This is a genomic window from Rhodococcus qingshengii JCM 15477 (genome assembly GCF_023221595.1).
Lineage (GTDB): Bacteria > Actinomycetota > Actinomycetes > Mycobacteriales > Mycobacteriaceae > Rhodococcus_F > Rhodococcus_F qingshengii.
In genome coordinates, this window is sequence record NZ_CP096563.1 from 2059303 (window position 1) to 2083555 (window position 24253).

General features: G+C 63.6%; 27 protein-coding genes. 19 read left to right on the forward strand and 8 right to left on the reverse strand.

The annotated features are described in order from the left end of the window. The first annotated feature begins 112 nt into the window (after positions 1-112). The 8 genes from M0639_RS09390 (at position 113) to M0639_RS09425 (ending at position 5386) form a co-directional block, all read left to right on the forward strand. Positions 113-418, forward strand: a complete 306-nt coding sequence (locus M0639_RS09390) for a WXG100 family type VII secretion target (protein WP_003940986.1) — start codon at positions 113-115, stop codon at positions 416-418. A gap of 100 nt (positions 419-518) precedes the next feature. Continuing rightward, entirely contained in the window at positions 519-812 is a 294-nt protein-coding gene (locus tag M0639_RS09395; protein WP_042449746.1) for a WXG100 family type VII secretion target, read from the forward strand. 290 nt (positions 813-1102) lie between these two features. After that, positions 1103-1546 (forward strand): 50S ribosomal protein L13, encoded by a 444-nt coding sequence (gene rplM, locus M0639_RS09400; RefSeq protein ID WP_003940842.1) that lies wholly within the window; start codon positions 1103-1105, stop codon positions 1544-1546. Continuing rightward, positions 1543-2052, forward strand: coding sequence for a 30S ribosomal protein S9 (gene rpsI / locus M0639_RS09405; RefSeq protein WP_007728596.1), 510 nt, complete (start codon positions 1543-1545; stop codon positions 2050-2052). Before rplM ends, rpsI begins: the two co-directional genes overlap by 4 nt. Before the next feature lie 154 nt (positions 2053-2206). Beyond that, entirely contained in the window at positions 2207-3544 is a 1338-nt protein-coding gene (glmM, locus tag M0639_RS09410) for a phosphoglucosamine mutase (protein ID WP_064073933.1), read from the forward strand. A 110-nt stretch (positions 3545-3654) separates the two neighbouring features. Then, the gene (locus tag M0639_RS09415; protein ID WP_064073932.1) at positions 3655-3960 is read left to right on the forward strand and encodes a hypothetical protein; all 306 of its coding nucleotides are present in this window, start codon (positions 3655-3657) and stop codon (positions 3958-3960) included. Then, complete coding sequence (locus M0639_RS09420) at positions 3957-5105, forward strand: hypothetical protein (protein WP_064073931.1); 1149 nt, start codon at positions 3957-3959, stop codon at positions 5103-5105. The genes M0639_RS09415 and M0639_RS09420 overlap by 4 nt, the downstream gene beginning before the upstream one ends. Continuing rightward, entirely contained in the window at positions 5102-5386 is a 285-nt protein-coding gene (locus M0639_RS09425) for a hypothetical protein (RefSeq protein ID WP_042922488.1), read from the forward strand. The genes M0639_RS09420 and M0639_RS09425 overlap by 4 nt, the downstream gene beginning before the upstream one ends. Here M0639_RS09425 and M0639_RS09430 read toward each other — a convergent pair. Then, complete coding sequence (locus M0639_RS09430) at positions 5347-6186, reverse strand: poly(ethylene terephthalate) hydrolase family protein (protein ID WP_003941000.1); 840 nt, start codon at positions 6184-6186, stop codon at positions 5347-5349. The genes M0639_RS09425 and M0639_RS09430 overlap by 40 nt on opposite strands. Positions 6187-6298: 112 nt before the next feature. Here M0639_RS09430 and glmS point away from each other — a divergent pair, with 112 nt between their 5' ends. After that, on the forward strand, positions 6299-8161 hold the full coding sequence (gene glmS / locus M0639_RS09435; RefSeq protein WP_003940837.1) for a glutamine--fructose-6-phosphate transaminase (isomerizing): 1863 nt from the start codon (positions 6299-6301) through the stop codon (positions 8159-8161). A 53-nt stretch (positions 8162-8214) separates the two neighbouring features. Here glmS and M0639_RS09440 read toward each other — a convergent pair whose 3' ends face one another. Next, complete coding sequence (locus M0639_RS09440; protein ID WP_003940908.1) at positions 8215-8586, reverse strand: plastocyanin/azurin family copper-binding protein; 372 nt, start codon at positions 8584-8586, stop codon at positions 8215-8217. A 38-nt stretch (positions 8587-8624) separates the two neighbouring features. On the opposite strand from M0639_RS09440, the gene M0639_RS09445 reads away from it, so the two are divergent. The 7 genes from M0639_RS09445 to tsaD are packed head-to-tail and all read left to right on the forward strand — an operon-like array spanning position 8625 to position 15118. Continuing rightward, on the forward strand, positions 8625-10058 hold the full coding sequence (locus M0639_RS09445) for an NAD(P)H-hydrate dehydratase (RefSeq protein ID WP_042922489.1): 1434 nt from the start codon (positions 8625-8627) through the stop codon (positions 10056-10058). 55 nt (positions 10059-10113) lie between these two features. Continuing rightward, positions 10114-11316 carry an alanine racemase gene (gene alr, locus M0639_RS09450; protein WP_007728606.1) on the forward strand — a complete coding sequence of 401 codons (1203 nt, stop codon included), beginning with the start codon at positions 10114-10116 and terminating at the stop codon, positions 11314-11316. Continuing rightward, positions 11313-12365: an alpha/beta fold hydrolase gene (locus tag M0639_RS09455; protein ID WP_003940782.1), complete on the forward strand. Its 1053-nt coding sequence runs from the start codon at positions 11313-11315 to the stop codon at positions 12363-12365. Before alr ends, M0639_RS09455 begins: the two co-directional genes overlap by 4 nt. After that, positions 12355-12846 (forward strand): tRNA (adenosine(37)-N6)-threonylcarbamoyltransferase complex ATPase subunit type 1 TsaE, encoded by a 492-nt coding sequence (gene tsaE, locus M0639_RS09460; protein ID WP_064073930.1) that lies wholly within the window; start codon positions 12355-12357, stop codon positions 12844-12846. Before M0639_RS09455 ends, tsaE begins: the two co-directional genes overlap by 11 nt. A gap of 49 nt (positions 12847-12895) precedes the next feature. After that, positions 12896-13579 (forward strand): tRNA (adenosine(37)-N6)-threonylcarbamoyltransferase complex dimerization subunit type 1 TsaB, encoded by a 684-nt coding sequence (tsaB, locus tag M0639_RS09465; RefSeq protein WP_054188122.1) that lies wholly within the window; start codon positions 12896-12898, stop codon positions 13577-13579. 10 nt (positions 13580-13589) lie between these two features. Then, positions 13590-14084 carry a ribosomal protein S18-alanine N-acetyltransferase gene (gene rimI / locus M0639_RS09470; RefSeq protein ID WP_054831463.1) on the forward strand — a complete coding sequence of 165 codons (495 nt, stop codon included), beginning with the start codon at positions 13590-13592 and terminating at the stop codon, positions 14082-14084. After that, entirely contained in the window at positions 14081-15118 is a 1038-nt protein-coding gene (gene tsaD, locus M0639_RS09475; protein ID WP_007728610.1) for a tRNA (adenosine(37)-N6)-threonylcarbamoyltransferase complex transferase subunit TsaD, read from the forward strand. Before rimI ends, tsaD begins: the two co-directional genes overlap by 4 nt. Positions 15119-15136: 18 nt before the next feature. On the opposite strand, the gene M0639_RS09480 is transcribed toward tsaD, so the two are convergent. Next, entirely contained in the window at positions 15137-16726 is a 1590-nt protein-coding gene (locus M0639_RS09480) for an Hsp70 family protein (protein WP_064073929.1), read from the reverse strand. A gap of 161 nt (positions 16727-16887) precedes the next feature. Here M0639_RS09480 and M0639_RS09485 point away from each other — a divergent pair, with 161 nt between their 5' ends. Then, on the forward strand, positions 16888-17448 hold the full coding sequence (locus tag M0639_RS09485) for a potassium channel family protein (RefSeq protein WP_007728612.1): 561 nt from the start codon (positions 16888-16890) through the stop codon (positions 17446-17448). Between the two features lie 19 nt (positions 17449-17467). On the opposite strand, the gene M0639_RS09490 is transcribed toward M0639_RS09485, so the two are convergent. Further along, positions 17468-19183, reverse strand: a complete 1716-nt coding sequence (locus M0639_RS09490) for a TIGR03767 family metallophosphoesterase (protein WP_007728613.1) — start codon at positions 19181-19183, stop codon at positions 17468-17470. 233 nt (positions 19184-19416) lie between these two features. On the opposite strand from M0639_RS09490, the gene groES reads away from it, so the two are divergent. Next, positions 19417-19716: a co-chaperone GroES gene (groES, locus tag M0639_RS09495; protein ID WP_003940763.1), complete on the forward strand. Its 300-nt coding sequence runs from the start codon at positions 19417-19419 to the stop codon at positions 19714-19716. An 86-nt stretch (positions 19717-19802) separates the two neighbouring features. Further along, positions 19803-21413, forward strand: a complete 1611-nt coding sequence (groL, locus tag M0639_RS09500) for a chaperonin GroEL (protein ID WP_003940715.1) — start codon at positions 19803-19805, stop codon at positions 21411-21413. Positions 21414-21487: 74 nt separating this feature from the next. On the opposite strand, the gene M0639_RS09505 is transcribed toward groL, so the two are convergent. The 4 genes from M0639_RS09505 to M0639_RS09520 form a co-directional block, all read right to left on the reverse strand. Then, positions 21488-22225, reverse strand: a complete 738-nt coding sequence (locus tag M0639_RS09505) for an anti-sigma factor (RefSeq protein WP_054188123.1) — start codon at positions 22223-22225, stop codon at positions 21488-21490. 1 nt (position 22226) lies between these two features. Continuing rightward, positions 22227-22895 carry a sigma-70 family RNA polymerase sigma factor gene (locus M0639_RS09510; protein WP_007728615.1) on the reverse strand — a complete coding sequence of 223 codons (669 nt, stop codon included), beginning with the start codon at positions 22893-22895 and terminating at the stop codon, positions 22227-22229. Between the two features lie 88 nt (positions 22896-22983). Continuing rightward, positions 22984-23649 (reverse strand): fasciclin domain-containing protein, encoded by a 666-nt coding sequence (locus tag M0639_RS09515; protein WP_050656361.1) that lies wholly within the window; start codon positions 23647-23649, stop codon positions 22984-22986. 165 nt (positions 23650-23814) lie between these two features. Beyond that, the gene (locus tag M0639_RS09520) at positions 23815-24111 is read right to left on the reverse strand and encodes a WhiB family transcriptional regulator (protein ID WP_003940939.1); all 297 of its coding nucleotides are present in this window, start codon (positions 24109-24111) and stop codon (positions 23815-23817) included. Positions 24112-24253: the final 142 nt, after the last annotated feature.

Consider the following 24253-nt stretch of genomic DNA (forward strand, 5'->3'; position numbering starts at 1 on the left):
GTGTAGCGCACATCAGGGAGTTCCGCTCGACCCCGGTGCACATCCGACGGACAAAGCCCGTTGTGTGTGATCGCCGATACCGAACGGTACTCACCGAATCCAGGGGGACGACATGGGCTTTACCGCAACTACCGCTGAATTGATCGATTCGGCGGGGACCATCGACGGACATCTCGGTGACATCAGGGGGCTGGTCAACGCTGTTCGGTCGGAGGCCGACGCTTCGCACAATTCGTGGAACGGTGCGGCGCAGGTCGAATACGCAGGAATCATGGAGCGATACAACAGCGCGGCCCTGAAGTTGGACACAGCTCTGACCGACATCTGCGAGCAGATCAAACAGGCCGCGGGAACCTTCGACTCGACCGAAGACGACAACGTCAGCTCGCTTCGCGGCGCGACGGTGAACATGTCCTGACCGCCAGCACTTCATCGTCCGGTCAAGCAATCCTCAGCCAGTAGTTCTCACAAGTTAGTTCTCACAAGTTCTCTCCAGTCACACCGAACCGGGAGCAGTTATGTCCGACAGGATCAAGTACGACTTCAGCGGCCTCGCAATGCTGTCCGATCAGATGAAACAGCAGGCCAAAGCGATCAACGACAAACAGGGCGACATCAAGGTTGTCGTGGACAAGCTGCAAGCAGGCTGGGAAGGGGCAGGTTCCGAAGCGTGGAACGACGCACAGCGTCGCTGGGCCCAGGCTTCCGAAGAACTGAACATGGTTCTCGCGCAGATCGCCGGAGCGACGGCGAGCGGCTCGGAGAAGATGCAGGAAGCTGATCGGATCGCCGCAAACGGGTTCGGTCGCTGACAACATCCCATGCCGTGATGACACCCCGCCTGCCCCGGTACCGTCAGGTTGCCGGGGCAGGCGCATGTCGATCGCTCGCGTCGCTGTGCTGGACGATGATGCTGTTGGCAGGAATGGCTGCGCTTTGACCTGGCAGCGGGTAGACCGGTATCGTCTATCGGTGGCGTGCCGTAGGGCTCCGGCAGAAATGCGTGGAGACCGGCGGTTCTCGGGTCTCAACTGGCCGCCGAGGATCGTTTACGCGATACGCACATGGTCAGCAGTGGAATGAATTAAGACGAGGAAGATCTGTGTCTACGTACACCCCGAAGGCCGGAGATGTGACCCACACGTGGCACGTCATCGACGCCACTGACGTGGTGCTCGGCCGTCTTGCCGTTCAGGCAGCGAACTTGCTGCGTGGCAAGCACAAGCCCACCTACGCGCCGCACATCGACGGTGGTGACTTCGTTGTCATCATCAACGCAGAGAAGGTTGCCATCAGCGGCAACAAGCTGCAGGGCAAGAATGTTTACCACCACTCCGGATTCCCGGGTGGCCTGAAGTCCCGCACTGTCGGTGAGGTCCTCGACAGGACTCCCGATCGTCTCGTCGAGAAGGCCATTGTCGGCATGCTCCCCAAGACGAAGCTCGGCCGCGCAATGAGCAGCAAGCTCAAGGTTTACGCGGGCCCGAATCACCCCCACACCGCGCAGCAGCCGGTGCCGTTCGAGATCAAGCAGGTCGCACAGTGACATCGCCGGAAGAGCAGAACGTGTCCGAAGAGAACATCGAAGCAGTGGAAGAGCTTGTCTCTGACGCAGTCGAGGTCGTCGAAGAGGTTGCTGCAGCTACGCTCGCACCGATCGTCCTCGATCGCCCGGTCCAGACCGTCGGTCGCCGCAAGGAGGCTGTCGTTCGCGTCCGGATGGCTCCCGGTACCGGTCAGTTCAAGCTCAACGGTCGTACGTTGGAGGACTACTTCCCCAACAAGGTTCACCAGCAGCTGATCAAGGCTCCGCTGGTGCTCGTCGAGCGTCCCGAGTCTTTCGACATCATTGCACTGCTGCACGGTGGCGGCCCGTCCGGTCAGGCAGGCGCACTGCGTCTGGCTATCGCGCGCGCACTCATCGAGGTAACCCCTGATGATCGTCCGGCCCTCAAGCGTGCAGGCTTCCTGACGCGTGACGCCCGCGCGGTCGAGCGTAAGAAGTACGGCCTGAAGAAGGCCCGTAAGGCATCGCAGTACTCCAAGCGCTGATGCTTTGCCGAGGTTGACCCGACGGGTCTGCTTCGGCACCTGTTCACCACAAGAGCGGGCGTCCATCGTTACCGGACGCTCGCTCTTGTGTTTCTCGGAGAAATTCCCTTCTCGAGTTCCCTTCTCGAGGTTCACAGGATTCAGGAGTCGTTCTATGGGTCGGTTGTTCGGTACTGACGGTGTTCGTGGACTTGCCAATTCGGATCTGACTGCAGATCTTGCATTGAGATTGGCAGTTGCCGCGGCGAGCGTACTGACAGCCGACACCTCGGACGCACGTCCGACCGCCGTGATCGGCCGCGATCCTCGCGCCAGCGGTGAGATGCTTCAAGCCGCGGTGACCGCAGGATTGAGTTCCGCGGGTGTCGACGTGCTCGACGTGGGTATTCTTCCGACTCCGGCAGTTGCATACTTGACGGCAAAGCTCGACGCCAGTCTCGGCGTCATGATCTCTGCATCGCATAATCCCATGCCGGACAACGGAATCAAGATTTTCGCAGCCGGTGGACACAAGCTCGATGATGCTGTCGAGGTGGCGATCGAGGATGCACTCGAGGGCACTGCACCGCCCGTCCTACCGACAGGTGCCGGGATCGGCCGCGTCCGTACGGTCGACGACGCCGCTCAGCTGTACCTTGCGCATCTGGCGAGCGCGGCGAGCGAGCCACTCGCTGGACTCACCGTTGTGGTCGACTGCGCCAACGGCGCTGCTTCCGCGCTCGCACCGGTTGCCTACGCGGCAGCGGGCGCTCGCGTCATCGCGATCAGCGCCGAGCCCGACGGCCTCAACATCAACGACGGCTGCGGATCGACGCACCTGGAGAATCTTCAGAAAGCCGTAGTCGATCACGGGGCGGACCTAGGCCTCGCGCACGACGGCGACGCCGACCGTTGCCTGGCCGTCGACGAGACCGGAGCGGTGGTCGACGGTGACGCGATCATGGCAGTTCTGGCGATCGCGATGAACGACGCCGGCGAGTTGGTCGAGAACACTCTCGTCGCGACTGTCATGAGCAATCTCGGTTTGCACATCGCGATGCGCGAGGCCGGTATCAACATCGTGACTGCTGCCGTAGGCGACCGCTACGTTTTGGAGGAACTGCGCGCGGGCGGATACAGCCTCGGCGGCGAGCAGTCAGGCCATGTCGTGTTGCCGGCGTTCGGCACCACGGGCGATGGGATTCTCACCGGCCTCCGGCTGCTCGGACGAATGGCTCGCACGGGTAAGTCGGCATCCGCACTGGCCGCAACGATGACAACCCTTCCGCAGGTTCTGATCAACGTGAAGGTCGGGGACAAGGCGACAGTCGCAGCATCGCCGTCGGTACTCGCAGCAGTCGCGGACGCAGAGCGCGTCCTCGGTGACAGTGGTCGCGTGCTCCTGCGCCCGTCCGGGACAGAACAACTGGTCCGCGTCATGGTCGAGGCCACCGAACTTCCGCTCGCGCAGAAGCTGGCCGACGAGTTGGCCGAGATCGTCGGTTCGGTTTAGCCCCTCATTACGCGTTCGCGTTTTGAGGGAACGTAATTGCGCCCTGCTGCGTCCAAGGAGTCAAAGGCCGCTCGACGTGCGAGTGGTTCCGCTGAAACTTGGGGGCGCTCGTGGATGTCGACCGCGCTGGAACAGATGAATTGGCACGCCAAGCGGTGTCGGTGGCCCAGGCTCTGCGCGATTCTGCGGACCCGATCAGGCGTCTGCGATTCAGCGGTGCCGTTTCGGGCCGTGATTACGCCGAGCATGGAGCCGCGTTGGCATCGGCATTGGCGGTCCTGAATTCACGCTTGACGGGGCGTGCCGATCTTCTCGATACGTTGGCGCCTCGGCTGTCCTCTTCGGCTGAGGTGATCGCTGAGGTGGACGGTCAGGGTGCGCGGCGATTGCGAGACTCCAGCGGGTCGGTCTCATGAGACCGACGAGCGGTACCGCACAGGCAGTACCAAACAGCTACTATTGCGTCGAAGATATTCTTGCACTGCGTGATTCACGCGTGCGTCCTGACGAAATCCTGGATGCTGGTGCGAGGGGACTGCAGTTCTTCGATCGATTTCACGACCTGGCCTCTCGGTTGGGCTTCGAAGAACGGATGCTTTCGTCCTACGAGGATGCGTATCGCGCAGAGGCTGGTATCGATTTCGAGGCACTAATGCGAGATGCGTCGGACATGGCCGCAGCGGTGGACGGTTCGGTCGCCGAGATCGCGATGCTGACGACCCTGGCGGAGAATCTTCCTGCAATGTGGAATGTTTCCGGCGTGGGTGCGGTCGTAGATCAGGCCTTCGCGGCGCGGCGTGAAGCTCGGTCCGATGCGGATTCGGCGCCACTGTTGATCACGCTGGCCGACGAGTTCGCGCGGACGGTTCGAACGGCTTTGGCAGACAAGGCTTTCAAGGTGGCAAGCCTCGACCGGGCGACGATCGGCGGTCTGGGTGCGGGGGAGATCGACCAGCTGACTCACGTCGCTTCCACCGGTCGTGGTGCGGCGCCATGGCTGGACACGGTTTTTCGTTCGGCGTATCTCGATACTCGCGATGAATTCGACAGGGCGTGTGCGGAGTGCGCGAGCGCGGTTGGTCATGCTTTTGACGCCGCGACCCAGTGGGTGACAGACGCGTTCACGTCAACCTTTCCGATCGCCGAGCCGAGTGCATCCGGTGTCGCCGCCGCTCCTGTCTCTTTCTCGATCGGCGGCAACACTTGGGGCTTCTCGATTGCGTCCGACGGTCGTGGGGTGAGTCTGGATGTTGCAGGTGCTGACGGGAACTCTGTGTCGGCCACCCTGGAGTTGAGCGAAAATGGTTGGCCGAGAATAGTGCTCGATGCCGATCCGGAGATGTCGCTGCACGAGGCGCGCCCGCAAGAAGCGTCCCAGCCTGCGACACTCCAGCCCGAAACTCCCGACCCTGAGATTCGCGAGCACGAGGTGCCGGTCGAAACCACCGCCGAAGTCTCGCCCGCGCCGGACCCGGAGCCGCCTTCCACAGTCCCCGACGAGTCGATCGTGGCTCCCGACGGAGAGACGGGCGCTGAGTTGGCCGGAGCTGGTCCGCTGTGAAGTCCGTTCACGCGCCGTTCGAAGCGATCCGTCGAACCCTCGACTCTCAACTCGACGACTTCCGTGAGCGCAGAGTGGCCGCAGCGAGCGCGGAATCGCGCCAGGAGCCGCCGTCCGAAACGACATCCGCCGAGAATGACACGGATGGGACCGTGAGAGCCGGCCCGTATCTGCGATCCGCGTCAGAGCCGACGCCGACGCCGCCGTGCTCGCCGCCGGAGTCGGTGGCGAGTACGGACTCCTACTTACGCAACAGCTGGCTGGCCCGCGCGTCGGAGTGAGGTTCGACCGGCAGCAACGGCGCCGTGTGCGGAATCTCGACGTCGGGATCAGCAAAATCCTTGTACTTCTTGTCGCCGGTCAGATGGAACAACAGGAAGCCCGTGAGCAGGCACCGTGTGGCGGCCTGTGTCTTGCGCTCGGATCCACCGAGGCCCAGGGCGCCGAGGAGTCGGCGGCCTTCGATCAGTCCGGCGTCTTGGGCGTCGTTCACGGTACGTGCGATGACAGGACCGCCCCACTCCACGCTCAGCGGCCGGGCATTGCTGGTCAAGGAATCGACGTCGTCTTCGCCGGCGAGGATCAATCCGGGCGCTGTGATCTTCGACGCGTAGTTCTCCGCCTTGGGTGCTGTCGGGGCCGGGAACAGTGCGGCTACCGCACCGACATCCCCGCGCTGCGCTGCGGCCAGTACCGCCGCGCCCGCGCCCATGCCGTGACCGGCAAAGGCGACCCGATCGGGTTGGACGCTGATCTGGCCGGGGCCGAGTCGCACGCCGACGCAGATGTCGAGCGTCGCTCGAAGATCTGCAGCCAATCCGAGATGTGACGGGACCGGACCGCGTTCGCTGTCGGGCGCCGCTGCGACAATTCCCCAGGAAGCGAGGTGCTGGAGTGTCTGCTCGTACTTGTGGGACCCGACCATCCACCCGTGCGCGAAGGCAACGGCGGGGAGATTGAAACCGGTTTCCGGCGTGTACACGACACCCGGCTGTCCGGCCAGGGCGAGGTTGCCGCGGAGAACTCGGTGCGGGCCGCGCTTGGACAGCTCACGGGTCAGTGTCTTCAGTTTCGGTGCCACGGTTGAAGACGTTATCCGATGAGCCGCCTCGTGTATGCGGAGCGGACGCCGCAACCAGGTGCGGGAACCGCAAAATGCGCCCACCGCCGATGTCCAAGTACCCTGAGTCACCATGTGCGGAATCGTGGGATACGTCGGCCACCGCCCAGCTCTGGGCGTTGTGGTGGAGGCTTTGCGACGAATGGAGTATCGCGGGTACGACTCGTCGGGAATCGCGATTCTCGACGGAACCGGTGGGGTCGAGATCGAGCGTAAGGCCGGTAAGTTGGCCAACCTCGAGGCGGAGCTCGGCGAGTACGGTGCGGATCACTTCGTCGGTACGTCCGGTATGGGCCATACCCGTTGGGCGACGCATGGGCGTCCGACGGACCGCAATGCGCACCCGCATCGTGATGCCTCGGGCAAGCTGGCTGTCGTTCACAACGGAATCATCGAGAATTTTGCCCCGCTGCGTGCGGAGCTCGAGGCTGCAGGCGTCGAACTGCAGAGCGACACGGATTCCGAGGTCGCGGTTCACCTCGTCGCCCGGGCGTACGCCCAGGGGCCGACGGCAGGTGATTTCATCGAGAGTGCGCTGTCGGTGGTTCGTCGGTTGGAAGGTGCGTTCACGCTCGTCTTCACGCACGCTGATCATGCGGACACGATTGTCGCCGCGCGCCGCTCGACACCGCTCGTAGTCGGTGTCGGTGAGGGCGAGATGTTCCTCGGCTCCGACGTCGCTGCATTCATCGAGCACACACGCGATGCGGTTGAACTCGGACAGGATCAGGCAGTGGTGATCACTGCCGACAGCTACCGGATCTCCGACTTCGCGGGTAACGAGGCAGAAGGACGCCCGTTCCGCATCGACTGGGATCTCGCGGCCGCCGAAAAGGGTGGTCACGATTACTTCATGCTCAAGGAGATCGAAGAGCAGCCGACCGCTGTCGCCGACACGCTCCTCGGCCACTTCGAGAACGGGAAGATCGTCCTCGACGAGCAGCGGTTGTCCGATCAGGAACTGCGCGACGTCGACAAGGTGTTCGTTGTCGCTTGCGGTAGCGCTTACCACTCCGGTCTGTTGGCGAAGTACGCGATCGAGCATTGGACGCGTCTACCTGTCGAGGTCGAACTCGCCAGCGAATTCCGTTACCGCGACCCGGTTCTCGATCGCTCGACGCTTGTTGTCGCAATCTCGCAGTCGGGGGAAACGGCCGATACGCTCGAGGCTGTCAAGCATGCCAAGGACCAGAAGGCACGCGTCCTGGCGATCTGCAACACCAACGGTGCACAGATCCCGCGTGAAGCCGACGCAGTCCTCTACACCCGGGCAGGACCGGAAATCGCGGTCGCGTCCACCAAGGCGTTCCTGGCGCAGGTGACCGCGAACTACCTCGTCGGTTTGGCTTTGGCGCAGGCTCGCGGAACCAAGTATCCGGACGAGGTCGCCCGCGAGTACGCCGACCTCGAAGCGATGCCCGCATTGGTCAGCAAGGTACTCGAGACGGCAGAACCGGTGCGCGCGTTGGCGCGCCAGTTCGCGCACGCGTCGACCGTGCTGTTCCTGGGGCGTCACGTCGGCTACCCGGTGGCGCTCGAGGGTGCGCTCAAGCTCAAGGAACTCGCGTACATGCACGCCGAGGGCTTTGCCGCCGGTGAGCTCAAGCACGGCCCGATCGCCTTGATCGAGGAGGACCTTCCGGTCATCATCGTCATGCCGTCGCCGCAGGGCCGCGCTGTCCTGCACTCGAAGTTGGTGTCCAACATTCAGGAGATCAAGGCGCGCGGGGCGACGACTATCGTCATCGCTGAGGAAGGCGACACCGTCGCCGCGGCGCACGCGGATCACCTGATCGAGATTCCGGCGTCACCGACTCTGCTGCAGCCGTTGCTGTCCACGGTTCCGTTGCAGATCTTTGCGGCCGAGGTTGCCGCGGCGCGTGGCTACGACGTCGACAAGCCGCGTAACCTGGCGAAATCGGTTACGGTCGAGTAGCTTTCGCTAGAAAATCGGGCCCCGCAGTCGCAAGACTGTGGGGTCCGAGCGCGTTACGGCGTCTCGACGACGACGGTTCCGCGCATCTCGGGATGCGGTGTGCAGGTGTAGTCGTAGGTTCCGGGTTCGGTGAACGTGTAGGTGTAGGTTCCCGATTTCTTGAGCGGACTGCGGAGTTTGCCCTTGGCGTCCCCGAGGCCGTTGACGTCGTGGGCCATTCCGTTGTCGTCGAACACCCACGTGACCGTCTCGCCGACATTCACGGTGATGGACGCGGGGGAGTACGCCATCCCGGAGATGGTCACCACGGGTCCGCTGGCCGTCGTTTCCGGAGCCGGTGGTGTGGAGTCGGTGCCGGAACTGCACCCGACCAGACCGAGAGCGAGCACGAGACCCGCGATTGCCGGGCGAAGACGTGATTTCATGGTTTCGAGGGTAGCGACGGCAACTGAAGGGTTCCGACATGCGTGGGTACTACACAGCCGATCAGGTGCGAGCAGCTGAGGCGCCGCTGCTCGACAAGCTGCCCGACGGGGTGCTGATGCGTCGAGCGGCGTACGGTCTTGCGCGAGTAGTCGCGGACGAATTGCGTTCCCGTACAGGGTCGGTCGCGCATCGGTCGGTGACGCTGCTGGTCGGTACGGGCGACAACGGCGGTGATGCCCTGTGGGCCGGTGCGTTGCTCCGCAAACGAGGTGTGAGCGTGCGGGCCGTGTTGCTCGATCCGGCGCGCGCTCATCGGGCGGGCCTCGATGCTCTCTTGAAGGCCGGCGGCCGAGTCGCCGCCGAAGTCGGGTCGCCGGATCTGGTGATCGACGGCATCGTCGGGATTTCCGGGCACGGCGGTCTACGGCCTGACGCGGCCGATCTCGTCGGCCAGGTGGATGCACCGATCGTGGCGGTCGATCTTCCGAGCGGCGTCGACGCGAACACCGGCGCAGTGGACGGCCCGTCGGTGACCGCTGATGTGACGGTCACATTCGGTGCGCTCAAGCCGGTACACGTACTCGCGGCTCCGCTGTGTGGTCGTGTCGAACTCGTGGACATCGGATTGAGCGTCGGCGAACCCGAATTCGGTTCGCTCGATCCGGCGGAGGTCGGTGCGCTGTGGCCGGTGCCCGGTCCGGAGGACGACAAGTATTCGCAGGGTGTGGTGGGCATCGTTGCGGGAAGTGAGCAGTATCCCGGCGCGGGCGTGCTCTGTACCGGTGCCGCGGTGACCGCGACCGCCGGCCTGGTCCGCTACGCCGGGCACGGCGCCACCGAGGTGCTCGCCCGGTTCCCGGAGGTGATTGCGAGTGAGACCTTCCAAGCCGCCGGGCGAGTTCAGGCGTGGGTGGTCGGCCCCGGTATGGGTACCGACGACGACGCCGCGCGACTTCTGGCGTCGGTGCTGGCTACTGATGTACCCGTTGTTGTCGATGCGGACGGACTTACCCTCCTCGCTCAGCGTCCCGAACTTGTCGCAGCCCGGACCGCGCCGACACTGTTGACGCCCCACGCCGGCGAGTTCGCTCGATTCACAACTCTTGGCGACGACAGGATCGCGGCCACGCGTGCTCTTGCCGCACGCCTCGGAGTCACGGTCCTGTTGAAGGGCCATACGACGGTGATCTCGGATCCCGGCGGTGAGGTGCTGGTCAACGACGCCGGCGGCTCCTGGGCATCGACGGCAGGCTCGGGTGACATCCTCTCCGGTGTGATCGGTGCGTTGCTGGCGTCGGGTCTGAGCCCTCTCGAAGCCGGGGCCGTCGGGGCGCGGGCTCACGCGTTGGCTGCGAACATCGCCGCTGCCGGCGGTCAGAGGGATGTCGCCGGAGCACCGATTTCGGCTTCACCCCTGCTGGGAGGTCTGCGGGAATCGGTGCGTGTGCTTCGCTCTTTTGCCCTCGATTGAGGGTGTTCAAACCCGAACACGTGTCCGATTCTGCGTGGGTGGCAGGATTGTCGCCATGACGCTTGCCCAGGGAAGAGCACCGAAGGAGCCTGCGGAGGGGAAGGCGAGCCGACTCGACGACGCAGTAGGGCCGCAGACGGAGGCAGTCGTCGATCTGGACGCGATCGCGCACAACGTGCGTGTTCTGCGTGAATTTGCCGGGGATGCAGCGTTGATGGCGGTCATCAAGGCGGACGGATACAACCACGGCGCAGTTGCGGTGGCGCGGACGGCGCTCTCGGCGGGAGCCCGGGAACTCGGCGTCACCACCATCGCGGAGGCACTGGTCCTTCGCGAGGCAGGCATCACCGCTCCCGTTCTTGCCTGGCTGCACGGCGTCGACGCCGATTTCGCCTCGGCGATCCGATCGGACGTCGAGATCGGCGTGTCCTCCCCGCGACACCTGGCCGCTGTCGTCGACGCGGCACGGGTTCTGGGACAAAAGGCGATGGTGACGCTCAAGGTGGACACCGGTCTCAATCGCAACGGCGTATCGAGAACCGAGTGGCCGCAGATGCTCGACGACCTCGCCACTGCGCGGGACGAGGGCACGATCAGGCTGCGCGGAGTGTTCTCTCACCTCGCGCACTCGGACGAACCGCATCACGACGTCATCGACATGCAGAAGCAGCGTTTGATCGACGCGGTTGCCGACGTCCGCGCTCGCGGATTCGACCCCGAAGTCGTTCATCTTTCCAACTCCGCTGCTACAGTCACCCGTCCTGACCTGCGGTTTGACATGGTTCGGCCCGGAATCGCGATATATGGATTGTCTCCGGTGCCCGAACTCGGAGATTTCGGTTTACGACCGGCGATGACGCTGCGAGCGAAGGTGATTCTGGTGAAGAAGGTAGCCGCCGGAGAGGGCGTCTCCTACGGGCATCAGTGGGTCGCACCGCACGACACCACTCTTGCGCTGCTTCCCGTCGGCTACGCCGACGGTTTGTCTCGCTCACTGAGTGGCAAGTTCGAAGTGCAGTTGGGCGGTAAGCGTCGCCAGGCTGTCGGGCGAATCTGCATGGACCAGGTATTGGTGGACCTGGGTCCGGACGGTGACGGAGTTCGCGAAGGCGACACCGCGATCTTCTTCGGCAACGGCGATCACGGCGAACCCAACGCGCAGGCCTGGGCCGACGTACTCGACACCATTCACTACGAGGTCGTGACCGGGATACGTGGACGCACTGTGCGTACGTACATCGGGGGAGAGACGTCATGAAGACTGCAGGAAAGATGAGCATTCTCGGTGGCCTGCTCAGCGCCGTGGCGCTCGGCTCGATGGCCGGCGTGAACGCATTCAAGACCGCGACGCGTCCGGGCCGGGAAATCTACGCGGACGAGGACTTCGACCTCATGACGCGCGACCGCAAGAGCACGGTGCGCACCGAGGACGGTGTCGAGCTGGCAGTTCGCGAAGTGGGACCGGACGACGCTCCGCTGACAGTCGTTTTCGTGCACGGATACTGCCTGAGTGCGCTGTCCTGGCATTTCCAGCGCCGCCAGCTCGAAGAGCGATGGGGCAACAAGGTTCGCATGGTGTTCTACGACCAGCGCGGACACGGAGACTCGGGCATGCCGCGTTCGAAGAGTTGTACGGTTTCTCAGCTCGGCCGCGACCTCGCGACCGTCGTCGAGGCCAAGGTACCCAAGGGGCCGATAGTTCTGGTCGGTCACTCGATGGGCGGCATGACGGTACTCGCGCTCGCCGGTCAGCGACCCGAATGGTTCGAGGGCCGAGTCATCGGCGTGGGGCTGGTCGCGACGACGGCGGCAGGCCTGGCGGAGACCGGCCTGACCCGCAATCTGCAGAATCCGATCATCGACGGATTCCGGTTGGCAGTGCGCACCTCACCAGGAGTAGTTCAGCATGCCCGGGGCGCTGCGCGAGTATTGATCACGCCGATCCTGCGTGCGGCCTCGTACGGCACCGATGTCAGCCCACGGCTGCATGAACTCTCGGACGGCATGCTCGACCGCACCTCGGTTGTGACCATCGTCAATTTCCTGCGGACGTTGGAACTGCACGACGAGTCCGCTTCTCTCGAGGTCCTCGCGCACACACCGGCAGTCGTGATCTGCGGCGATCAAGACATGATGATTCCGTTCATCAGCTCCAAGCGTCTCGCCGCCGATCTCCCCGAATCCGAACTCGTGCGAGTTCACGGGGCCGGCCATCTGGTGCAGCTCGAGTTCCCGGCGATCGTGACGGACGCAATCGACAAGTTGGTGCAGCGAGCGCAGGTAGAAGAGCGGTCCGATGTCGGCTGAGAACTCCACGGGACTTCCCGTGTCCGGACAGATCACGTTGGAAACGGCCGAGGATACCGAGGCTTTCGGCCGACGCTTGGCGGCGGGACTTGTTGCCGGCGACCTGGTGGTGCTGGACGGTCCACTCGGGGCAGGCAAGACCGCGTTGACGCGCGGAATCGGCGCCGGGCTCGGGGTGCAGGGCCGGGTGACGTCCCCGACGTTCGTCATCGCTCGTGAGCATCGTCCGGGCATCCGCCCTGGCGGCGGAGTTCCCGTCGGCATGATCCACGTCGACGCATACCGGCTGGGAGACAGCGGACCGCATGCGCTCGACGAACTCGATGCCCTCGACCTCGACACCGACCTCACCGATGCAGTGGTGGTGGTCGAATGGGGTGGTGACGTCGCGGAAAGGCTCGTCGAACGGCACCTGCGAGTGCAGCTTCATCGGGAACCCGAATCGGATGTGCGGACTGCGAGTTGGTCCTGGACGTCGTGACCCTCCCGGGCCGGAAGTAGTTCTTCACGTGCGGGTACCCTGAGAAATCGTGCTTGTTCTCGCAATTGACACCTCCACTCCGGCAGTCACTGCCGGAGTCGTCTCCCTGTCGGCTTCGTCACCGGACCCAGTGTCACCGGACGCAGAGTCACCGGACACAGTGGAGACGCTTGCCGTGCGTGTCACGGTCAATCCTCGTGCGCACGCCGAGGTCTTGACCCCTCACGTCCTCGAATGCCTCGCAGAGGCAGGGCTCACACCGGCCGACTTGAACGCCGTCGTCGTGGGTGTCGGGCCAGGGCCGTACACCGGACTGCGTGTCGGCATGGCGACGGGCGCTGCCTTCGGTGACGCACTCGGTGTTCCCGTGTACGGCGTGTGCAGCCTCGATGCGATCGCGGCTGCGGTACCGACCACACCGAGCCTGCTCGTCGTGACTGACGCGAGGCGTCGCGAGATCTACTGGGCGCGTTATGACGGCGGAGTGCGCGTCGAAGGACCGGCTGTGAATTCCGCCGGCGACGTCGATCCTTCGCCTTCGACGCTGATTGCCGGATCCGCTTCGCACGTGGACTTCTTCGATCTACCCGTCGACCCGGCGGAGACACCTTCACCGGCCGGGTTGGTGACAGTCGCTGCTCGCGAGATCCTGTCCGGCTCGGTTCCGGCCCCGCTGGAGCCGCTGTACCTCCGACGCCCGGACGCGAAGACCCTTGCAGAACGTGGCAAGTGAGACAGAGCAGATGAAGTACAGCATCGAGCCGATGAACGTCGATGACGCCGAACGGTGCGCGGAGTTGGAGCGCGCGTTGTTCGCGGGCGACGGACCCTGGAGCGCACAAGCGTTCGTCTCGGAACTTGCAGGCGCACATAATCATTACTTCGTTGCCCGGGAGCCTGACGGTCACGTCCTCGGCTACGCCGGAGTCGCATTGTTGGGGGCGTCGCCGAACATGGAGGCCGAGGTTCACACCATCGGTACAGATCCCTCGGCTCAGCGGCTCGGAATCGGCGGCGCGTTGCTCGATGCGCTTCTGGCTCTGGCGGATTCACGGCAGTGCCCGGTGTTCCTGGAAGTGCGCACCGACAACGAACCTGCCATCGCGCTGTACCGGCGGGAAGGATTCGAGATCGTCGGAACACGAAAGAAGTACTACCAGCCCAGTGGGGCAGATGCGTACACGATGAGACGGCCTGCCGTGCTCGGTGTCCGCGAAATTGAGGAGCAGCAAGCATGATCGTCATGGGTGTCGAAAGTTCTTGCGACGAAACAGGTGTCGGTATCGTCCGCTGGAACGGTGACGGAACCTGCGAATTGTTGGCCGACGAGGTGGCATCGAGCGTGGATCAGCACGCCAGGTACGGGGGAGTGGTTCCCGAAGTGGCCTCGCGGGCTCACCTCGAGGCGATCGTGCCGACGATGCGCCGTGCCCTTGCTGCCGCCGGTATCGAGAAGCCCGACGCGCTGGCCGTCACCATCGGACCCGGCCTGGCCGGCGCGCTGCTGGTCGGTGTAGCCGCAGCGAAAGCCTATGCGGCAGCATGGAACATCCCGTTCTATGCGGTCAATCATCTCGGCGGTCACGTCTCGGTGGACACTCTCGAGCACGGTCCGTTGCCCTCGTGCGTCGCATTGTTGGTCTCCGGCGGTCACACACACCTGCTTCACGTCGAAGATCTGGGCAAGCCCATTGTCGAACTGGGCACGACTGTCGACGACGCCGCCGGTGAGGCCTTCGACAAGGTGGCCAGACTGCTCGGACTCGGCTTTCCCGGTGGACCGGCACTCGATGCTGCTGCGCAAGAGGGAGATCGGAACGCAATCGCCTTCCCTCGCGGCATGACGGGGCCGCGCGATTCGCGGCACGACTTCTCGTTCTCGGGACTCAAGACGTCCGTCGCGCGCTATGTCGAATCGAAAGAGCGCGCAGGCGAGACCTTTTCGATCCCGGACATCGCTGCCTCGTTCCAGGAAGCGGTTGCAGACGTCCTGACGATGAAGGCAGTGCGTGCAGCCAAGGACGTCGGGGTCGACACGTTGGTTCTCGGCGGCGGCGCCACGGCCAATTCGCGTATCCGCTCACTCGCCGAGCAGCGCTGCGCCGAAGCGGGCATCACGTTGCGCATTCCGAAACCTCGACTGTGCACGGACAACGGCGTGATGATCGCATCGTTGGCCGCTCACCTGATCGGAAACGGCGCAGGCCCTTCGGAATTGAGTGTTGCGACGGACCCGGGGCTGTCGGTCTCCGTCAGCCAGTTGATGCACTGAAAATCGGCCGACTGAGAATCAGCCGACCGGGGCCGGTTCCCGATCCGGTGTGGTCGCGGGACCGTTTTCGGGCAGCGAGGTATTCGGTTCACCGGGCTTCGTCGTCGGATCACCACCACCAGGGGTAGTGATTTCGGTTTCGGTGGAACCGGATCCAGGAGTCTCCGGCGTCGTCGGGTTCTCGCCGCCGCTCTCACCCGGGCCGAGACCGCCGCCGGGGTTTGCCTCGGTCGGATCGACCGGGGGCGTCGCCTCGGTGTCCGGTAGCGTCGGCCACCACGCCGGTGGATCGGGCAGCGTGATTCCGGGAATGGTCGGCCAATTCGGAGTGGTCGTTGTCGTGGTCGGCGGCGTGGTTGTCGTCGAGGTGTCCGGGATCGGCGCAGGCGGAAGTGTGTACTGATGCGTTGTGTACGAGTGCGTGTCGTAAGGCTGCGAGTCGAACGGGGTGGTGGGATACCCGTACCGAGGATACGTGCTGCCGGCTACCGAAGGCAGAGGATCATGAGACGGAATGATCGTCGATCCGGTGCTCGGTGTCGCTTCGGGGCTCACCGTCGTCGTGGTCGACCCGGTTCCGACGGGCGAGACCGCGGTGTCGTCGGTCGGCACCAATTCCTTTGCGCCGTAACCGAGTACCAGTCCGCCGACCACGAGCGCACCGATCAACGCTCCCGATACCTTGGCGGTGGATCCCGAGCGCTGGTCACTTCCGGAGCCCAGCAGCGGGAAACGAATTGCGGTGATCGAATCTGCTAGGAGTGCAGCACCTTTGGTTGCCGCAGTCTCGGGCTCGACGATCTCGACCATGGGGACGTCGACGGCAGCGGCGACGGCGGACCGCACGGCCGGAATATGTGCGCCACCTCCGATGAGTACAACGGCACCGACGGGCCGCGGTGAGCCCTTCACGACTTCACGGATGAAGGTGACGGCGCGCTCGATATCCGGGGCGATGATGGCCTCGAACTCGTCGCGCGTGATCGCCATCGCGTCGATCGGAAGGTCGATGGTCACCTTGGTGGACGTGGACAGTTGCTCTTTGGCGACATGGCACCGGGCGGCAAGAAGTTCCGCGTCGGTGTACCGGCGCAAGTGCCCTGGCGCCTTCTCCGTCACGAAGTCGACCAATGCCCGGTCGATTCCGGCCCCTGCGAGGGCGTCTATACGGTCGGAGTGCAGAACTTCACCGGTGTGGTCGACGACGGACACCGTCAGACCTTGATCGCCGACGTCCACCTGAGCTGTCGTGTCGTACCGCTCGGTTTTCCCTGTCTCGGCGAGATACGCGTGTACGGCGGCAGGTTCGGGGATTGCACGGACCTGCTTCGGCGAGCGCGAAAGAGATGACCTGATGCTCGCGAGTTGATCGTCCGTGCGATAGCTGACACCGATCGAGCGCGGCGCTTCAGATCCGTCCGTTACCTGCGTCGTCATCAGCTTGATGGATGCTCTGACAAGGTCACCGACGTTGGAATTGGCCTGATCCGCCGAGACGAAGCGAGTCTCGGCAGGCACGGCGCCTGGCGCGTTTGTGCTGGTATCGGTGTCGACGAGTGCTGAATAGACACCGGAAGATCCAGTGGAAATTCCCAGTGAACAACTCATCGCACACCTCCTCACAGTCAATACCGGTCAATGTTCAATCGACCGCCGTTATATGAACGTTACAGAAGGTTCGTGAGGATTGCTCAGTGCTTTTCGTCTCCGTGACGTCCTTTTCGGACCGAAAGGGTGGTTTTACCTGCGAAATTGTCGATCATTGATTCATGCGGAAAAAAGGCGATTCTCCCCACATCGACCGGGAACGACGACGCGCGCTGATCCGTGGTGCAGTGCTTCGACCCACGCTGACGGTGATCGCCTTCGGATGCGCGTATTTCTTTCTGCCGTGGATCGATGTACATACCGCCAGTGCAATCTTCCTCTTGATCGGTGGAGGCGCCGCGGTACTTGCCGTGACCACCTGGCAGGTGTGGCGAATTCTGCGTTCCGATGTGCCATCTCTGCAGGCGGTCGAAGCTGTGGCGGTGGTGATGCCGACGTACTTGTTGTTGGTGTCCATCACTTATTTTTCGGTCGAGCATGCAAGCCCTGGCAGTTTCACCGAACCGCTGTCGCGTATGGCGGCGCTGTACTTTTCGTTGTCCGTCTTCTCGACAGTCGGATTCGGTGACATCGCCGCGCAGACGGACCTTGCCCGGGGGCTCGTGAGCCTCCAGATCGTCTGCAATCTGGTGTTGATCGGATTCGGCGTTCGATTCGTCGTTGCCGCAGTGTCGTGGGCGAAAGCGCACCGCTCGCCTTCGAGCGGACCTGAAATCACCTAGGACACTGCGGCAATCGGAGTCATCGTCCGGTGTGGACCAACAATTCGACGTTCTGGTCGACGCCGGTACCCGTCAGCTTCGGGTCGCGGTGGATGTCGTTGAACGACAGTTCGCGGTACAGCGAGGCGAGCCCGGCTGCCGACTTGTCGCTGTAGTCGACGGAATTGGGACTCTCCGCCTCGAAGAGCGTCGCAAGCAACGACACCGTTCCGTCATGGTTGTCCGCGATCTCGATGATGCGTCCGAGTTGCGGGTAGTCGATGTGCGAGGCGGTGTTGATCTCCCAGAAGCCCTGCTCGGGGGTCGCGCCGGGCCACGGGGTGATCTTGTTCTCGTGGGTGTGTCCGTTGACCCAGGCAAGTACGTTCGGGAAACGATGCAGCAAGTCGAGAAGCTGTGAACCGCGCAGGCGTGGCTCGAGGACGTTCTCGGGGTCGGGAATGAGATTGTCCATCGTGTCGCTCGTGTGGTGACTGAACAGCACGAAATACGTGTCACCTCGCGACTCGGTGACGCGAGAGCCCGCGGCGTCGTAGTAGGTGCTGCTGCCGGCGCGCAGGGTGTTCTCGATCCACTGGAACTGAGCGGCGCCCAGCGAACCGTCGACGAGGCCCGCGCGGTTGGTGGAGTCCATGCTGATGCCGACGACGCCCGGTGCGATCTCGAACGAGTAGTAACCGATACCGGTTTCGCCGGCGTCGGGGGCGAAACCGTGTCCGACGGGGCCGGGACCGGTGTGCGCGGGATCAAGATGTGCGGCGATGAACTGTCGCGGTGTGAACGGCGCGCGCGACGGGTCGGGGGTGACCTGGCGCGGCGGCGTCGTGAAGGCGGACAGGATTCCGGGTATCGCACTGGGATCGAACTTGGTGGCGACGTCGATCTGCTTGGCCTGCTCCGGTGAACCGGGCACCTCGAATTTGAGAGATCCCGTGTACATCGCTTCGAGCGGCGGGATGCCGCTGGGCACCGTGCCGGACACCGAGTCGTCGTGGTTGCCGAACACGCAGTACCAAGGGGTGTTCAGGCCGGGGCTCGACACGGGCGTGAAAGCGGCACCGAAGAAATCGGGGATCTCCGGGAATCCGGCCTTCTTGTACATGTCGAGCATCGGTGACTCGGGGTTCCAGTAGAGATCGGCACCCGAGTTCTGTACACCCTCGTAGCGGTCCTTGGCACCGGTGTTGGCGACGACGGTTCCGCCGTTGAGTGAGGTGAGGAACCAGTCGAGTTCGGCGAATTCCTTGTTGTCCGTGTTGTCGCCGGTGGTGACGACGGCATCGAAGGGTCGCGACGTGTGCGGGCCACTGCCGATCGAATTGACCCGGCGGACAAGTGAAATCAGCCCGTGTGCTGTCAGGGTCTCCTGGGGACGGAACGCCGAGCCGGTGATCTGGTGGACGTACTCAAATCGCATGGGGGACTGGGCGTCGACGATGTGGACGTCGGTCAACTGCACGAGTGAGGCGAGCGCGGTGCGTCGGTCCTCGCGTCCCGACTTCGGCTCGGCCAACTCGCTGCGCACGATGTTCGCCCAACCGGGTCCGGCGGTGAGCTTGGTGTAGCCGCTACTGCTGACGGGGGTGGACACGGACTCGAGAGTGGTGCCAGGACCTGACGTCGGAATGGTCGACGCGCCTGCATATTGCAGGCCCCACGGCTTGCCAAGGCTGACCGCGCCGACGGCGCCGAGTCCGGCGAAGGTCAGAAAACTACGGCGATTGATGTTCGTCACGAAGTGAACAATAGGTGAACGTGGTGGACGGCTGTCCTGTTTCGCTCTGGACGAAGAGAAAAATGCGCCCAGTCCTTGAGGGTTGGCACTCTCACGTATAGAGTGCCAATTGGCGCTGATCGAGTTCCGGCACCCGCGACGACGGGACTGCAGTGACGCGCCGTAAACGGCATACCCAAACAGCTGTCCGAGGATCGCCTCGGACGCACATACCCCAAAGTGGAGGGCTCATCGTGGCGAGCGTCAACATCAAGCCGCTCGAGGACAAGATCCTCGTCCAGGCCAACGAGGCTGAAACGACGACGGCTTCCGGCCTGGTCATTCCTGACACAGCCAAGGAAAAGCCCCAGGAGGGCACCGTCGTTGCAGTCGGCGAAGGCCGCGTCAACGAGCAGGGCAACCGCATCCCGGTCGACGTCAAGGAGGGTGACACGGTCATCTACTCCAAGTACGGCGGAACCGAGATCAAGTACGCCGGCCAGGAATACCTGATCCTGTCGGCACGCGACGTGCTGGCTGTCGTCTCCAAGTAAGACACACGTGATCCGCCCCGGAGTCCACACAGGATCCCGGGGCGGAATGCGTTCACGCCCCGAAGATTCAGGAGCTGACAGAACAGATGTCCAAGCAAATTGCGTTCAACGAGACCGCACGCCGCGCTCTCGAAGCCGGAGTCGACAAGCTTGCCGACGCCGTCAAGGTGACCTTGGGCCCGCGTGGACGCCACGTCGTGCTCGCCAAGGCATTCGGCGGCCCCACCGTCACCAACGACGGTGTGAGCATCGCCCGTGAGATCGAGCTCGAAGATCCCTTCGAGAACCTCGGCGCACAGCTCGTCAAGAGCGTCGCCACCAAGACCAACGATGTTGCCGGCGACGGCACCACCACCGCGACCGTTCTGGCCCAGGCCATCGTCCGCGGCGGACTCAAGAACATCGCAGCGGGCGCGAACCCGATGGCTCTCGGCGTCGGCATCAACGCCGCAGCCGACAAGGTCGTCGAGGAACTGCTCGCCGCAGCCACCCCCGTCGAGGGCGAGAAGTCGATCGCTCAGGTCGCCACCGTCTCCTCGCGTGACGAAGAGATCGGCAAGCTCGTCGGCGAGGCACTCACCCGTGTCGGAACCGACGGCGTCGTGACGGTCGAGGAATCCTCCACCGTTGCAACCGAACTCGTTGTCACCGAAGGTGTTCAGTTCGACAAGGGCTACCTCTCGCCCTACTTCGTCACCGACATCGATGCGCAGAAGGCCGTCTACGAAGACGCGCTGATCCTGCTCTTCCGCGAGAAGATCAGCTCACTTCCCGACTTCCTTCCGCTGCTCGAGAAGGTTGCCGAATCCGGCAAGCCGCTCTTGATCATCGCCGAGGACGTCGAGGGTGAAGTTCTCTCCACCCTCGTGGTCAACTCCATCCGCAAGACCATCAAGGCCGTCGCCGTCAAGGCGCCGTTCTTCGGTGATCGTCGCAAGGCATTCCTCGACGACCTCGCAGTCGTCACGGCAGGCACCGTCATCAACACCGACGTCGGCCTCTCGCTCAAGGAAGCCGGCCTCGAGCTGCTCGGCAGCGCTCGCCGCGTTGTCGTCACCAAGGACGAGACGGTCATCGTCGACGGTGCAGGCACCGCTGACGACATCGCGACCCGCGTTGCGCAGCTGCGTCGCGAGATCGAGAACACCGATTCGGATTGGGACCGCGAGAAGCTCGAAGAGCGTCTGGCGAAGCTGTCCGGCGGCGTGGCCGTCATCAAGGTCGGCGCAGCCACCGAAACCGATCTGAAGGAACGCAAGTTCCGCGTCGAGGATGCGGTCAACGCAGCCAAGGCAGCAGTTTCCGAGGGCATCGTCCCCGGTGGCGGATCGGCTCTCGTTCAGGCCGGTACGGCTCTGATCGGGAACCTCGGCTTGACGGGTGACGAGGCCACCGGCGTTGCCGTGGTCCGCGAAGCCCTCAACGCTCCGTTGTTCTGGATCTCCAGCAACGCAGGCATCGACGGTTCCGTCGTTGTCAGCAAGGTCGCCGAGATGACCAAGGGCGAAGGCTTCAACGCTGCCACCCTCACCTACGGCAACCTGCTTGCCGACGGCGTCGTCGACCCGGTCAAGGTCACTCGCTCGGCAGTGGTCAACGCCGCTTCCGTCGCGCGCATGATCCTCACGACCGAGAGCGCCGTCGTCGAGAAGCCGACCGAGGAAGTTGCCGACACCGGACACGGTCACAGCCACTGACTCGCTGCTCGTAGTTTCGACAAAGAAGAGATCCCCCACCGGATTCCGGTGGGGGATCTTTTTTCGTCTGGCGATCAGATGAGCGGGATCGTTGCGAACGGCTCGCTCGTCGGCTGCTGCGATCCGCCGGGCGGTTCGACAGTGAACGCCAACTTCGTATTCGGACCGATGCCGTCGAGCACCACCTGGGTAGTGGGTTTGACGTCGCCCGGAGCCATCGTCCCCATCGGGATCATCGTGGTGTCGTCGGTGTCGCCCGGCACCAGCCACATCTGGTAGACGGTATCCGGACTCGGGGGAGTCACATCGTTCATCACGAGGACTGCGGCGTCTTCGGAGGGCGAGAACAGCGTCGTGGCACTACCGCCGCCCGGGATTTCACGCGTCGTGGCATGAACGTCGGGTGCTGCCATGATTTCGGACGCGGGGTTCTGCGGCGGCGTGTTGTCGGACAGCGTGCGCCCGATTCCGATGCCGCCGACCAGGATTGCGACTGCGGCGGCCGCCGCAAGAGCCACGGTCCACGGGCGTCGACGGTTACGGCGCTCGGCCAGCGAAACGGGGGCATTGGGAGCAGCGGCCTGCTCTGCGATCGAGGCAAGGACGCTGCTGCGCAGCGACGGCGGGGGCTCGACGGCGTCGACGACGGTCATCGCGGCCATGGTTTCGGCGGTGAGCCGGACCTGGGCGTCGAATTCGGCGTGGGTCGCGGAGTCCGAAGCGGCAAGTCGTTTGTCGACCTCACGGCGCTCGTCGAGGTCCAACGCATCGATCGCGTAGGCGTACGCGTAGTCGATCAGCTCTTCGTCCATCTCACATCACCCCCAAACATCCACGTAGGCGCAGTAGTCCGTCGCGAATTCGCGACTTGATCGTGGGAATCGCCACGCCGAGATCTTCGGCCACCTCGCGGTACGTTCGGCCGCCGTAATAGGCGAGAGTCACCGATTGGCGCTGAGTGTCCGTCAGCGTTTCGAGACAGTCGGTGACAGCACGATGCTCGTCTCTTCGTGTCACTTCGTCGCTGACGACGTCGAACTCGGGAGTGGCATTGGTGGTGTCGTAGAGAGCCTGTCGATCCGAACTCGACTGTTCTGAGCGCACGCGATCCACTGCGCGCCGGTGGGCAAGTGTCAGGAGCCAGGAGAGCGCGGACCCCTTGGCGGGGTCGAAGCTGTCGGCTGATTTCCAGGCTTGGAGGTAGACCTCTTGGACCGCTTCCTCGGAGAAACCTGGATCACGGAGTACACGAAGAACCATGCCGTACACACGGGAGCTGGTTCGGTCGTAGAACTCGGCGAAGGCGCTCTGGTCGCCACCGGCGACGTTCGCGAGGATCACTGCCAGCTCGCGTGATTCCGCGATGCGCGCGGTGCGGGCCGCAGAATTGTCCGTCGGGCATGCGTCGGCCGCATCCGACGCATGGTCTGGCTCGCTCACGAAGAGTTGTCTCGCTTCATCGCGTACAACCGTAGCGTGCATGTCCGGTTCTTTTCTCTTGGCCCGCCGTTGGCCGCTGTGCGCCTTTATTAACCGCGGGGGGTTGATAAAGGCGCACAGCAGGTGGGGACTACTGCGGCATCAGCACCGAATCGATGAGGTAGACGGTGGCGTTTGCGGTCTTGACTCCACCGCAGACGACAGTTGCGTCGTTGACCTTGATGTTGTCACCGGATCCGGTGACGGTGACCGTTCCGCCCTCGGCGGTGGGGTGAGTTCCGTCGATCGCGTCAGGGGCGATCTGGCCGGGAACCACGTGGTAGGTGAGGATCTTGGTCAGCATGGCGCTGTCCGTCTTGAGGCTGTCGATCGTGGCGGGGTCGATCTTGGCGAATGCCGAGTCGATCGGTGCGAAGACGGTGAACTCGCCGCCGTTGAGGGTGTCGACCAGGTTGACGTCCGGGTTGAGCTGGCCGGAGACTGCCGCGGTCAAGGTGGTGAGCAACGGATTGTTGGATGCCGCTGTGGCAACCGGATCCTGGGCCATTCCGCTGACCGATCCGGCGCCGCTCGGCACTGCAGCTGCGTAGTCGGCACAACCTGCACCGACCAGATCAGAAGCGGGCTCTGCCATCGCGCTGCTGGGAGACATGCTCGATCCCATGGCAGAAGACGTCATGGCGGCGCTGGACGTGTCGGTCGACGAATCGTTGTCGTCCGAGGAGCAACCGACCACGCCGAAGACGGCGAAAGAGGCTGCTGCGGTGACTGCCAGAACTCGAGTAGAGGTGTTCATGGGTCTGCCTTCCTGAAGGGATGTGCTGAGGTGCACTGTCAGAAGGCATTCGGAGGCGGGCGTCGGTCGGATGGGTCGTGTCGGAAATTCTTTTCGACGGTGTCCCGTCCACACGCAAAAGCCCCCGAAAACTCTCGGGGGCCTAGTGCGCTCTACCTACATGTATCAGGAAGCTATGCGGGTGGTGCGACGGTGGCGCGCGTGTAGTTCACGTTCGGTTTCCGACATTCCTCCCCAGATGCCGTACGGCTCGGCGACGGTCAGCGCGTGGCTGCGGCACTGCATCAGGACCGGGCACTGACGGCACATCTCTTTTGCGCGGGTTTCGCGCTGGGCACGTGCTCTACCGCGTTCGCCATCGGGATGGAAGAACATGGAGGAGTCGACTCCGCGGCACAGACCGTGCATCTGCCAGTCCCAGATGTCTGCGTTGGGGCCTGGAAGGTGATTCGGTGCAGGCATGTTGACTCCTTACTGCAAGCTCGCGTTGATCAACGAGCGGACCAAGTTGCCCGGAGGTTATCCGGGCCTTCTGAATCGTTCACGCTTGCTAACCGTAAGGGTGCTGAGTAAATCGCGTCAATAGGCTCGTTCAGTGGCGATC

Coding starts and splice junctions, on each gene's coding strand:
- M0639_RS09390 (WP_003940986.1), top strand. CDS start 113: ATGGGCTTTACCGCAACTACCGCTGAATTGATCGATTCGGCGGGGACC.
- M0639_RS09395 (WP_042449746.1), top strand. CDS start 519: ATGTCCGACAGGATCAAGTACGACTTCAGCGGCCTCGCAATGCTGTCC.
- glmM (WP_064073933.1), top strand. CDS start 2,207: ATGGGTCGGTTGTTCGGTACTGACGGTGTTCGTGGACTTGCCAATTCG.
- M0639_RS09420 (WP_064073931.1), top strand. CDS start 3,957: ATGAGACCGACGAGCGGTACCGCACAGGCAGTACCAAACAGCTACTAT.
- glmS (WP_003940837.1), top strand. CDS start 6,299: ATGTGCGGAATCGTGGGATACGTCGGCCACCGCCCAGCTCTGGGCGTT.
- M0639_RS09440 (WP_003940908.1), bottom strand. CDS start 8,586: ATGAAATCACGTCTTCGCCCGGCAATCGCGGGTCTCGTGCTCGCTCTC.
- M0639_RS09445 (WP_042922489.1), top strand. CDS start 8,625: ATGCGTGGGTACTACACAGCCGATCAGGTGCGAGCAGCTGAGGCGCCG.
- alr (WP_007728606.1), top strand. CDS start 10,114: ATGACGCTTGCCCAGGGAAGAGCACCGAAGGAGCCTGCGGAGGGGAAG.
- M0639_RS09455 (WP_003940782.1), top strand. CDS start 11,313: ATGAAGACTGCAGGAAAGATGAGCATTCTCGGTGGCCTGCTCAGCGCC.
- tsaE (WP_064073930.1), top strand. CDS start 12,355: ATGTCGGCTGAGAACTCCACGGGACTTCCCGTGTCCGGACAGATCACG.
- rimI (WP_054831463.1), top strand. CDS start 13,590: ATGAAGTACAGCATCGAGCCGATGAACGTCGATGACGCCGAACGGTGC.
- tsaD (WP_007728610.1), top strand. CDS start 14,081: ATGATCGTCATGGGTGTCGAAAGTTCTTGCGACGAAACAGGTGTCGGT.
- M0639_RS09480 (WP_064073929.1), bottom strand. CDS start 16,726: ATGAGTTGTTCACTGGGAATTTCCACTGGATCTTCCGGTGTCTATTCA.
- M0639_RS09485 (WP_007728612.1), top strand. CDS start 16,888: ATGCGGAAAAAAGGCGATTCTCCCCACATCGACCGGGAACGACGACGC.
- groL (WP_003940715.1), top strand. CDS start 19,803: ATGTCCAAGCAAATTGCGTTCAACGAGACCGCACGCCGCGCTCTCGAA.
- M0639_RS09505 (WP_054188123.1), bottom strand. CDS start 22,225: ATGGACGAAGAGCTGATCGACTACGCGTACGCCTACGCGATCGATGCG.
- M0639_RS09510 (WP_007728615.1), bottom strand. CDS start 22,895: ATGCACGCTACGGTTGTACGCGATGAAGCGAGACAACTCTTCGTGAGC.
- M0639_RS09515 (WP_050656361.1), bottom strand. CDS start 23,649: ATGAACACCTCTACTCGAGTTCTGGCAGTCACCGCAGCAGCCTCTTTC.
- M0639_RS09520 (WP_003940939.1), bottom strand. CDS start 24,111: ATGCCTGCACCGAATCACCTTCCAGGCCCCAACGCAGACATCTGGGAC.